The sequence below is a fragment of the Capsulimonas sp. genome (genome assembly GCF_039929585.1).
Taxonomy (GTDB): Bacteria; Armatimonadota; Armatimonadia; order Armatimonadales; family Capsulimonadaceae; genus Capsulimonas.
In genome coordinates, this window is sequence record NZ_JBDSQY010000087.1 from 18,400 (window position 1) to 28,988 (window position 10,589).

Consider the following 10,589-nt stretch of genomic DNA (forward strand, 5'->3'; position numbering starts at 1 on the left):
AAATGAAAAGAATACATGCGGTGCTGCTTGTATTGCTGATTGGAGGTTTGACGCGCGACGTCCCTTTGACGCCGGCGCGCGCCGAGACCGTGCAGGAAACGGACATGGCGCCAGCGCGGACGTCCCTGCTGGCGAAGGTCAAGCTTCCAGACGGCGCGCGTCGCTCCACGGACAAAGACAACCTCGCCGCGTTCGAGTCGGCTCTGGACAAAGCCGCGCAGAGCAGCGGCGTACGCCTGGGCAAAGTGGAGGTGCTGGTGTGGCCCGCGGAGGCCACACCGATCCAGGACATGCCGTCCAGCCTTAAGCAGGCCGGCTACACATATATCGCTCACCCCTCGTTCGGCGCCGCTCCCGGCCGGATCACGCCATTCGGCGCGATCCCGACCGGTAAGAACGAAGCGCTGATGGGCATGTGGATCGAGACCGACACTAAAAATGTGCTCCTCGCATGGGCTGTGTGCCGGGCGGATGTCACGGTGGACAAAAACGAGGTCAGTGATGTCGATGTTCTTCCGGTCCGCCGGACGGAGCAAACTGTCCGGGAAGTCTCAGCCAGCGCAGGTGCGGCCAAAGCGTCCGCCCCGGCGTCCCTGATGGGTTCCTGGAGCTGGACCACGATCAGCGGCGTGAACTACCAAAACTCGGTAACAGGACAGCTGGCGTCGCCGAGCGGCATGTCGGCCAAGTTCACGTTCACCAAAGATGGACACTACAAGTACTTTTTCTACATCCATCAGCGCACATACAACCTCGTCACCGAGTCAACGACGACCGAGGAAGGCGTGGCTGTGATCGACGTCGATGGAGCGATCACGCTGAAGCCGTCGCACGGTCACTACAAGGGCAGCACCGGCAGCCGTCTGATCGATCGCGAAATGACGGCGGACGAGCGCAAAACGCGAACCTTCCGCTGGGAATGGCGCACCGAAGACGGAGCGCGCAAACTTTATCTCGGTCCGGATGCGTCGAGCCTGCGCCGATTTCAGCGCGACTAACTCTCGCCGCTGAAACAAACAGCCTCCTCCCGAGCATTCAATGTCGAATGTTCGGGAGGAGGCTGTTTTGAGTGGTTGTCCGGGGCGCCGCGTCAATCCTGCTTTTTGCGCCGCGTGCGTTTGGGTTTGGAGATCAGCTGCTCTAAAGACTTTAGCAGTGTTTTGCTGAAGAGCCGATCCCGGTGCTTGAGCATTGGGTGACCTGGGGAAACTTGTTCCACCATGTCAAGCAGCTTTGCTGCTCCCGTGAGATCATCTTCCTGAAACGCAATCTCCAGCTGGGCTCCGCACAGCGCAACAAGCTCCGTGACGTGCAGTTTGCGCTGGGGGAGCAGCGGCTCTATCAGGTCACGCGCTCTGGCGACGTCGCCTTCGCGGGCGTACATGGCGGCAAGATTGCAGCGCCCGAAGAAGTAGTTAGGGTCGCGCCGGAAGATCTCCTCCAGCATCTCTCTCCCTTCCTCCGAACGCCCCTGAGCCATCAGCGCCGACGCAAGATTGTTGCGGATCGAATGGTTTTCCGGCGCTAGTTCCAAGGCGCGTCGCAGCGTCTGCTCCGCTTCCTCCATCCTACCCTCTCTCAGAGCCCCCGTTCCCTGTTCCAGTAAGTCGTGAGCTTCAGGAGAAATAGTTGCGGGAGCAGGTTCGTCCGTAATCTCGTAACCGAAGTGCTCAATCTCTTTTTGCTCGCCGCGTACCCAGAATTTTACAGGCCCGGCGCTGCCTGGGTCCAACTCACGGACAATTGACAGCGCTTCCATCCGAAGCGCGTCAGAGCCGCGCTTGCCGAGCGCGAAATCTTTGACCGCCGCAAGCAGAGCGGGATGGTCGGCATGCTGGGTAATGACGAAGAAAAGTTGGATCGTGTTCTCATCGCAGTGTGCGAGGATCAGCGGCGAGAATGTCGCGATCTCTGGACATTGGCGCAGCAGCTTTCGGTAAATGGACCGCTGCCGTTCCGGGACCGGGTTTTCGTCTTCCTCTTCGGTCGCTTTGATCAAGGCGTCCATCGCCGCCGGACGCAGAAACTGATGAAGCTGGAAGGCGACAGGGCCGTGGCGCTCTCCTGGCGGCAAATCCAGATCGCTGAGATTTTCATCGATCAGGGGGAAGTCAGGATTTAGCTCTTGCGCCTGCCGCCAGTAGCGCCGCGCCGTGGTTCGCCGATCCACCCGGCAGGCGGCGCACGCCGCGTAGTGCAGCACGGCGGCTGTGATTTCCGGGCTCTCGTCCGGTCCAGGGTCTTGTTTCTGGAGGTTCAGGCCGCCGCCGTCATCGCCAAAGATCGTGAGCGCCTCGGCCATTTTTAAACGCCGCGCGGGGTCTGAAGCCTTACTGCTCTTCATGCGCTCCACATATGACGCCGCTTCCTCGCGCCGCCCTAAAAGACAGAGAAACGAGATCAGGTTCGCCAGAGCGGAGATCTCCTCAGGGGCGATCTCCAGCACTTCTTTCGCCGCGCCGACGGCTTTCTCATACTCCCCTTCGCAGGCGTAAATGACGGAAATATTGTTTACCGCCGGAGCGAAGTTGGGATAACGGGCGCGGAGGGTTTGCGCCGTCCGCCGCGCCGCCAGGTAATCCTGGTGCGCCATCTGCATTTGAGATTCTTCGTGCAAAAGCACAAAATCCAGATTTTCAGGGTAACGAAGTCCTTCGTGTTCTAATATCTCGATGACCATTTGCCGAATGATTGAGACCTGCTCATGGGATTCCGGCGTGTCTAAATGGGGAAACCGCTCGCCGATCTCTTCCAGGCCGCGCAGGGCGAGCGCCGGGCGCTCGCAGGCGGCGTGCGCCATCGCCAGAGCGATCAGAGCGTCCTCGCTGCGGGGCTTCAGGCGATGAAGCTTCAAGGCGGCGCGCTCTGCGGCGGTAAATTCCATGGCCGACAGCGCGGTTTGAACGAGCATCTCCAGCACCATCTCGTCGTTGGGCGCTCGCTGCTCCATCTCCAGGAGCATGAGATAGGCGTCAGCCCACTCTTCCTCCTCAATCATTTTCAAGACGGCGGCAAACATCGCGGGAGGGATTACAGAGCGGAGGAGCGCCGTAGGCGCTCCCAAAACCGGCCGGGCGCCGGGCGATCTTTTACGTTTACTCACGGGCGAATCATCCTTTGATTGTCTTCTTACTCTTGCGTATGGCGGTCGTCGTTCCAGAGGCGGATCGCCGGTTCCGTGCGGTTATGCTCGTATCCCAAAATACTGAGCGACGCCGTGGTCAGCACGAACAGGCGCGCTTCGATTGGGGGCAGGTTCAGCCAGCGCGCGGCGAGAAAGCGGAGGAAGTGTCCGTGGCTGAAGACCAGGACATTACCGTCGATGGCGCGCAGGTCGGCGACGACGCGGTCGGCGCGAGCGCTGATTTCCTCAATCGATTCACCGCCTGGGAAACCGTCGCGAAATGAGCGCCAGTCGGGTCGTTCTTTTCGGATGTCCACCGTCCGTAATCCCTCATAGTCGCCGTACGCCCACTCTACAAGATCGGGATCGGGCTGGGCGAGGCCGCCGAACCCGGCGAGATCGCATGTCTGCCGCGCACGGATCAGCGGACTGGTGAGGACGGCGTCGAATTTGAGGCCATCGAGCCGCTTGCCCAGGCTCTGCGCGTTGCGCCGACCGCGATCGGTCAAGGGGATGTCGGTCAAACCTGTATGCTGTCCGGTGATCGCCCACTCGGTTTCACCGTGGCGGGCTAAGTAAATGCGGGGCAGGGCGTCGTCGCTCAACGTTGTTCTCCTGGGGTGGCGGGGTCGGTGGATGTTTCCATATCGGGGTGGTATTCGCCTAGGCGCGCGGCGCGGCTACATTGGGCGCGATGAAGCAGCGCCGCCTGCGCCGCTGGGATGTTTTCGTCCCGTCCTGCCCAAATCTCCAGCGCCGGCTGCTGAATGGCGCGGGAGAAGGAGAATGTCAGCGCCCACGGCATGCGACCTTTGAACCGCACGTTCATGGCGTTCAAACGCTCCGCCGCCAGCTCGCTCGGCTGTCCTCCCGAGAGAAACGCGATGCCGGGAACCGCAGCGGGCACGGTCCGCAGGAAGCATGACACGGTCGCGTTGGCGACTTCCTCTGCGGGGTTTTGAACCGGGCAGTCCAGGCCGGGAAGGATCATATTCGGCTTCAGGATCATTCCCTCCAGCGCCACGCGCCGCCGAACCAGCACATCGAACGCTATGTTCAGCGTGCGCTCCGTCACTTCGGCGCACTGCTCCAGCGTATGGCTTCCCTCCATGAGCACTTCCGGCTCTACAATCGGGACCAAGCCGGCTTCCTGGCAGAGCGCGGCGTAACGCGCCAGCGCGTCGGCGTTCGCGGCAATGCACCCATCGCTCGGAATACCGTCGCCGATCGTGATCACGGCGCGCCATTTGGCGAAGCGCAATCCGAGCCCGGCGTACTCTGCAAGGCGCTCGCGCAGACCGTCCAGGCCCTCAGTGATTTTCTCGCCGGGATGCGCCGCCATCTCTTTCGCGCCGGCGTCCACTTTGATGCCGGGAATGATGCCCGCTTGTATGATCGCCTCAACAAAGGGGCGTCCGTCGTTAGTCTTCTGGCGAACCGTCTCATCGTAAAGAATCGCGCCGCTGATATTTTGGCCCAGCTCCGGCGTCGTCACGATCAAGTCGCGATACGCTCGCCGCGCATCTTCGGTCTGAGGAACGCCAAGCGGAGCGAAGCGCTTGTTTGCTGTGCCGGTGCTTTCGTCCATTGCGAGGAGGCCTTTGCCGTCCGCCAGCAATGCTCGCGCCGTTTCTTCGAGTTTTTGTAGATTCATGGGACACCTGGATGGTCGCGCGTCTGCGCATTACCAAGGCTAGTGTACCCATACGCCGATGTTTTTGCGGGATAATTGGACAGAGGAAGCTTCACGCCTCAGTGTTTTGAAGGAAGTCGCTGAGGCGGCGCCTGCGGGGTCAGCACGAAGGCGTGGGGGACGCCGCCAATCAGACCTTTGCCGACGATCTGGCCGGAGTTATTGACGCCGTCGGCGCACTGGAGGGTCCATTGCGGGGCGTTGGTCACAACGGCGTTCAGGTCCACCACGCGGCCGCCGGTCCAGAGGACGGCGCGGGGCGGGGTGGTGTCGGCGTCGGATCCGGAGCGTCCGACGGCGTCGCCGGCGTCGTTGATCGCGCGGGCTTCGCTGTTATCGTGGCCGGGCAGGGTTCCCAGATCGACCGCCTGATCGTTGTCCCAGAGGCAGGCGTGGTTCACACCTTCGTCCGTGGCGGAGTAGCCAACAGACTGGCCGCTCTGGTTGACGGCGCAGGCGAGGCTGTTATCGCCGCCGAGTGTTCCGAGGTCCTGCATCACGCCGTCGCGCCACAGGAAGGCGTGGGTGGGACGGGTGAAGCCATGCGCCGTTCGCTCCAAGTACGTGCGTGCGAGGTCCGCTTTGCCGACCACCTGTCCGTTGTCGTTCACATCGTAGGCAGTGCTGTGGTCGCCGCCGAGCGTGCCGAGCATGCGCGTTTGTCCATCCGCGCGCAGAAACGCCTGGGTCATCAATCCACCCTGCGCGTCATGCCCGCCCGTACGGATGCCGCCGACGATCCAGCCGAGATCGTTGACGCCGTGCGGTTCGTTGAAACGGTATTTGGATGGCAGTGCGGGCGATTTTGCGCCGTCCTGCCAGAGCAGCGTGTGCGGATAGTTATCGTAGTTGTAGTATGTGGCGGCGACGGTCCCGGAGTTGTTGATCGCCAGCGCCGCTCCGTAATGGTAGCGTCCGATGGCGCCGATGGGCGTCTCATGGCCGTTGTCCCAGAGCAGCGCGCGTTCATCGCGCGCTCCGGCCACCTGCCCCCGATCGTTGATGGCGAATCGGATGGACGCCGATGCGCCGACGGGGCCAAGGTCCTGCAAAATATAATGGAGCGGCGCGGCTGTGTCGTCCGGTTTGAGGTGTGTCATCGCCAGCGTGCGCGCCGTCACATGCAGCGGCAGCGCCGCGCACATGCCCGCGCCGCAGAGCGCCGCCGCCGCGAGGCGGGTGTGGGCGCGCGAGGTGTCCCATCCCGGCCGCGCGACATGGAGCAGCCGGCGTTTGGCGGCATGGTAAGCCGGACTGATCGCGAGCGCGCCGCTGGGCGCCGCCGCGCCGTTCGACATCACTTTGAGCAGCAGGCGCGCGTACTGTACGGCGTCGAGCTGGGTTGCCGCGATCGCGGCGGCGTCGCAGGCTTCCTCCCGAGTCGCGGCGTACTCACGCGCCGCCAGCCATGCCAGTGGGTGAAAGAACAAGAGCATTCGCGCCAGGGCGGGAATGGCCCCGAGCGCCAGATCGAAGCGCCGCAAGTGCGCGATCTCGTGCGCCAGCGCCATGCGCCGCTCCGGCTCGGAAAGTTTTTCGGAGAAGGTAGAGGGCGCGATCAGCACAGGGCGCCAAAGACCGGCGACAAACGGCGATCCCGTCTCTGGGGACATGCGCACGGCGATCTCGGTCCGATATCCCATCTGCGCCGCGATCCGGGCTGTTTCTTCGCGCAGGGCGTCCGGCGCATCCGTCTCGGCCCGACGCATGGCGCCGCGCACGCGCCACCAGCCGCAGGCGTTCCAAACGAGCATCGCCATCGCGCCGGCGGCCCACGCCGCGAACAGCGCTAGCGGCAGCCAGGACAAAGGAGCGGCGGGGAGAGGGGCCACGGCGCCGACGGGCGCTGGAGAAGCGATGGGCGTCGTCGCTGGCGTCGGCGTGACGGCTGGGACGGGCTTGGCGTCGTAAGAAGGCCGCACCGGCTGGAACAGCTTGGCGATCGGCGCGGCGGCGCGGGGAGCGTGGGTTCCACGGGGCAGCAGCGGCACGGCGACGCCGCCGGCGAAGCAGAGGCTGATGAGGAGCTTCGCGCTCGCCAGCCACCAGAGCCAGCAGCGCACATGGGCGGGGATGCGCGGCGCGATGCGGCATAAGGCCCAGACGGCGAGGATCAGCACGCCGCCCTGCACGGAGGCGCGCAGCATCGTGGAGGCCCAGAGTTCCATTGCGGGAATGAAATGTGAGATCCCGTCGCCGCCCATGGCGTTTATCCCTTTTTCGCCTGCATCGCGTCCAGCAGCTTCTGCAAGTCGGCGACTTCTTCTTCGTTCAGATTTTGGTTCTCGGAAAGGTACGCCACAAACGGGGTCAACGACCCGCCGAGCGTGCGGCTGACAAAGTCGTGCACGAGGTTCTGCATCAGGTCTTGTTTGCCCACGGCGGGGGCGTATTCAAACGATCCGCCGGATTTCATGCGCGTCAAAAAGCCCTTTTTGCGCAGACGCTCCATCACCGTCAGGATCGTGGTGCGCGCGAGGCCCAGCGGTTCGCCGAACTTGACGGCGACATCGCGCACCGAGATCGGGTTATTGTCCGTGATATAGCGGAGCACTTCCAGCTCCTGATCACCCAGCATCGGCGGCTTCATCATAAGAGGGTCATCCATTTCTCCATATGCGATATTATAACGCAGGACTACGCAAGTAGTCAATGGGTTAATTCTGGACAAAGATCGGGAAAGAACATTGCACCATTGGTTGCGAACGACGAAAGGAGAGAAACCCATGTCAGGAAAAAGCACGGCGATCGACAAACGCGAGGACGTCAACCCCGACGAAGGAGTGCGCGAGTACGGCGATGTGGAGTTCGCCTATCCAAAGAACCACAAGTATCCGATCGATACGGAGAAGCACATCCGGGCGGCGTGGGGATACATTCACCACAAAGACAACGCTGGGAAGTATGACGCCGAAGAGGTCGAAACGATTAAGGGACGGATCAAGTTGGCGGCGAAGAAGAAGGGTGTGGAAATTGAGTCGAAGTAGGTAAGCTGCTGAGGCAATCTGCAAAGATGCCGGCGAATAAGATCGGCCGGCGGTTAAAACCGCGCCTGCACGATCGCGGAAGTCCCCCTGCGGGGACTACATAATCCTCAACGATACCGCCCAATTTGAACGTTTTATCAGGCGGTATCGGTTACGAACATGTAACCCACGCAGGTGGGTTTCTGCGTTCTTGTAGGCGCGGTTTCAACCGCCGGCGCCTAGGATGCAAATGGCGCTATTTATTTGGCAAAATGCATAAACCGCCGGCATCTCTGATCCTACGTTTTTGTTATCCTGTGACGTTGTCTACTTCAGCGTCTCCGACAGCCGCGCAAACGTAAAACCTCGCCGTTTTAGCCCGTCGATTACGGCGGGCAGGGCTTCGGCGGTGTGCCAGCCTCGGCCGTTGACGTGCATGATCACGATGGAGCCGGGCTTCGTTTGGCGCAGGACCGCGCGGGTGATGTCGCGCGCCTGGACGTGCTTGTCCGGATCGCCGGTCACGACTTCCCAAGTCACGGACTGCATGCCGAAGTGTGCGGCTTCTTTTAAGACGGTGGCGTTGTATTCACCGTAGGGGGGCCGGAAGAGGGTGGCTTCGCGACCGGTCAGACGGCGATGGATGGCCTGTGTCTTGCGCAAATCGTCGTCGATCTGCGCCGTCGTGATCTTCGTCATGTGCGGATGCAGGTAGGAGTGGTCGCCCAGCTCGAAGAGGGGATTGGCGGCGAGGGCGCGCGTTTGGCTCGGGTGCGTCTCCATCCAGTGGCCTCCGAGAAACAGAGTGGCCGGGGTGTGGGTGCGCGTCAGGATATCGATGATCTTGGCGTCGTATCCCGCCGGCTTGCGCGTCTCGCAGGCGTCGAACGATAGGACGACCCATTTGTGCGTCCGTGCGCCGTGTGTGATGATCTGCGGCGGCGCGCCTTGTATGGCGGCGAGCAGATGCGCCGCCGTGAGTAATAGTCCCAGCATGTTAAATCATATCCTTATTGGCCGAGTCGGCCCAATCCCGATCCAGCAGCGAGTAGAGCGCCAGGTCGTGAAATGCGTCTTTCCAGAAGCCGCGCTCGCGCAGCAGGCCTTCCTGCTGGAAACCCAAAGTGGCAAGCAGCCGTCGTGACGACGCGTTTTCGGGAACGACGAGCGCTTCGATGCGATGGAGGCCGATCCTTGCGAAGCCGAACCCGAGCATCGCCGCAAGCGCCTCGCGCATCAATCCTTTGCCCCAATAAGCCGTATCCAATTCATATCCGATCTCAGCCTGTCGTGATTGGCTGTCGGGATTGACATATCCACACGAGCCAATGACCTGATCGTTCTCTTTGAGGGCGATCGCCCAGCGGATGCGAGTTCCCTGCAAATGAGATTGTCGCCGACGTGTGACAATGGCTCGCGCTTCGTCCACGTCGGCGAGCGGCCCGATGTTATAATGGCGCACGACTTCCGGCTGGGAGAGGATGCGAAAGATGTCCGTAGCATCGTCGAACCGCGTCTCGCGCAGAGACAAGCGGGGCGTTTCGATCCCTGGAAACGGCGTAATGGATAGCATGGGCGTTACCCCCACCAGAACGAGGCGGCAATGATGATATAGAGGCCGACCAGGGCCGCGCCTTCCAGCCAGATCGATTCGCCGTCGTAGACGATCACCGTTGTGACGATGGCCGACAGCGCCAAAACGGCGATCAGCAGAGGCGTGAGCACGAGAGTGAGATGCGCGCCTCCCAAAAACAGGCTCAGGATCACCAGGGCGGGGATCAACCCCAGGGCCACCTGAAGCGAGCTGTTCAAAATGACGCTGACGGCGAAGTCCATCTGGTTCTTGACGGCCAGCTGGATCCCCACCACGTTTTCGACCGCGTTGCCCGCAATCGCCACGACGACTAAGCCCGTGAACGCTTCTGACAGGTGCAGGATCTGGATCGCGGGCTTCAGCGCTTCGACGAACCAATCCGAGACGAGCGCCGCTCCGATCCCCGCGAAGAGCAATGTCCCCACGGAAAGACCAACCGGCCACACCGCGTGCGTGCGGGCTTCCGGCTCGCAGTCCGAGGGCGTCAGCGCCCCGCCCTTGAGGGAGACTGGGATGCTGGACAGAAAGACGAGGAGCAGGACGATGGCGGCGACGATGCTCATCGTCTCCGGATGGCGGCCGGCGGGCGTGTGCAACTCATGCGCAAGCGTGGGAATCATCAGCGCGGACACCGCCAGCAGCATCAGCGAGGCGATCATACGTGGCTGCTGCTTCCCAAACTTCTGCGTGCCGTTCTTCAAGCCCCCCACCAGAAACGCCAGGCCGAGAACAAGCAGCGAGTTCGCCAGGATCGAGCCGATCAGCGCCGATTGTACGACCGTGACCAACCCTTGTCGCAGAGCAAAGATACAGATAAACAGTTCGGGCAAATTCCCAAGTGCGCTCTGGAGAACACCCGTCGCGCCGGGACCAAGCTTACCGCCCAGCTGCTCCGTGGCCGATCCCACCATCGACGCCAGCATGGCGAGCGCGACGGCGGTAACCACAAATAAGATCACGGGATTGACGTGAAGAGAAATCAAGATGCCCGACGCAATCGTTGCGGCGAGAGCGATCAGTGCGATGGTGCGGTCTCGCGAGGAAATAACGGTCATATATAGTGTCCTTGGATTTGGTCGGAGGTTGATGTATTTTGCCATTAACCGCGCAATCCGCGCGGAAGAGGCCGGCGAATAAATTCGCGCCTAGAAGTGCACGATGTGTCCCTCCGGACACTCCAGAAACGTGGTCGATTACGTTCCGATCTGGAGT

10 protein-coding genes are annotated in these 10,589 nt (G+C 61.8%); 2 read left to right on the top strand and 8 right to left on the bottom strand.

Going from position 1 to position 10,589, the window contains the following annotated elements; all coding sequences use genetic code 11:
- The first annotated feature begins 2 nt into the window (after positions 1-2).
- Entirely contained in the window at positions 3-998 is a 996-nt protein-coding gene (locus ABIZ35_RS06115; protein ID WP_348218991.1) for a hypothetical protein, read from the top strand.
- 92 nt (positions 999-1,090) lie between these two features.
- Here ABIZ35_RS06115 and ABIZ35_RS06120 read toward each other — a convergent pair whose 3' ends face one another.
- From ABIZ35_RS06120 to ABIZ35_RS06140, 5 genes are all read right to left on the bottom strand, one after another.
- Positions 1,091-3,103 (bottom strand): tetratricopeptide repeat protein, encoded by a 2,013-nt coding sequence (locus ABIZ35_RS06120; protein WP_348218992.1) that lies wholly within the window; start codon positions 3,101-3,103, stop codon positions 1,091-1,093.
- Positions 3,104-3,129: 26 nt separating this feature from the next.
- The gene (locus ABIZ35_RS06125) at positions 3,130-3,729 is read right to left on the bottom strand and encodes a histidine phosphatase family protein (RefSeq protein WP_348218993.1); all 600 of its coding nucleotides are present in this window, start codon (positions 3,727-3,729) and stop codon (positions 3,130-3,132) included.
- On the bottom strand, positions 3,726-4,778 hold the full coding sequence (locus ABIZ35_RS06130; RefSeq protein WP_348218994.1) for a class I fructose-bisphosphate aldolase: 1,053 nt from the start codon (positions 4,776-4,778) through the stop codon (positions 3,726-3,728). Before ABIZ35_RS06130 ends, ABIZ35_RS06125 begins: the two co-directional genes overlap by 4 nt.
- A 98-nt stretch (positions 4,779-4,876) precedes the next feature.
- Entirely contained in the window at positions 4,877-7,021 is a 2,145-nt protein-coding gene (locus ABIZ35_RS06135; RefSeq protein ID WP_348218995.1) for a M56 family metallopeptidase, read from the bottom strand.
- A gap of 5 nt (positions 7,022-7,026) precedes the next feature.
- Positions 7,027-7,425 carry a BlaI/MecI/CopY family transcriptional regulator gene (locus ABIZ35_RS06140; protein WP_348218996.1) on the bottom strand — a complete coding sequence of 133 codons (399 nt, stop codon included), beginning with the start codon at positions 7,423-7,425 and terminating at the stop codon, positions 7,027-7,029.
- 118 nt (positions 7,426-7,543) lie between these two features.
- On the opposite strand from ABIZ35_RS06140, the gene ABIZ35_RS06145 reads away from it, so the two are divergent.
- Positions 7,544-7,804, top strand: coding sequence for a DUF6582 domain-containing protein (locus ABIZ35_RS06145; protein ID WP_348218997.1), 261 nt, complete (start codon positions 7,544-7,546; stop codon positions 7,802-7,804).
- A gap of 306 nt (positions 7,805-8,110) precedes the next feature.
- Here the strand turns inward: ABIZ35_RS06145 and ABIZ35_RS06150 are convergent, their stop codons facing one another.
- From ABIZ35_RS06150 to cax, 3 genes are read right to left on the bottom strand one after another with little or no spacing between them, the layout of a single operon-like run.
- On the bottom strand, positions 8,111-8,779 hold the full coding sequence (locus ABIZ35_RS06150) for a polysaccharide deacetylase family protein (protein ID WP_348218998.1): 669 nt from the start codon (positions 8,777-8,779) through the stop codon (positions 8,111-8,113).
- A gap of 1 nt (position 8,780) precedes the next feature.
- Positions 8,781-9,356: a GNAT family N-acetyltransferase gene (locus ABIZ35_RS06155; protein WP_348218999.1), complete on the bottom strand. Its 576-nt coding sequence runs from the start codon at positions 9,354-9,356 to the stop codon at positions 8,781-8,783.
- 5 nt (positions 9,357-9,361) lie between these two features.
- A complete protein-coding gene (gene cax / locus ABIZ35_RS06160; protein ID WP_348219000.1) occupies positions 9,362-10,432 on the bottom strand; it encodes a calcium/proton exchanger in 1,071 nt (356 codons plus the stop codon).
- Positions 10,433-10,589 lie beyond the last annotated feature (157 nt).

What these genes read in the sequence shown, in the direction of transcription:
- ABIZ35_RS06115 (WP_348218991.1), top strand. Translation starts at nt 3, where the DNA reads ATGAAAAGAATACATGCGGTGCTGCTTGTATTGCTGATTGGAGGTTTG.
- ABIZ35_RS06130 (WP_348218994.1), bottom strand. Translation starts at nt 4,778, where the DNA reads ATGAATCTACAAAAACTCGAAGAAACGGCGCGAGCATTGCTGGCGGAC.
- ABIZ35_RS06135 (WP_348218995.1), bottom strand. Translation starts at nt 7,021, where the DNA reads ATGGGCGGCGACGGGATCTCACATTTCATTCCCGCAATGGAACTCTGG.
- ABIZ35_RS06140 (WP_348218996.1), bottom strand. Translation starts at nt 7,425, where the DNA reads ATGGATGACCCTCTTATGATGAAGCCGCCGATGCTGGGTGATCAGGAG.
- ABIZ35_RS06145 (WP_348218997.1), top strand. Translation starts at nt 7,544, where the DNA reads ATGTCAGGAAAAAGCACGGCGATCGACAAACGCGAGGACGTCAACCCC.
- ABIZ35_RS06150 (WP_348218998.1), bottom strand. Translation starts at nt 8,779, where the DNA reads ATGCTGGGACTATTACTCACGGCGGCGCATCTGCTCGCCGCCATACAA.
- ABIZ35_RS06155 (WP_348218999.1), bottom strand. Translation starts at nt 9,356, where the DNA reads ATGCTATCCATTACGCCGTTTCCAGGGATCGAAACGCCCCGCTTGTCT.
- cax (WP_348219000.1), bottom strand. Translation starts at nt 10,432, where the DNA reads ATGACCGTTATTTCCTCGCGAGACCGCACCATCGCACTGATCGCTCTC.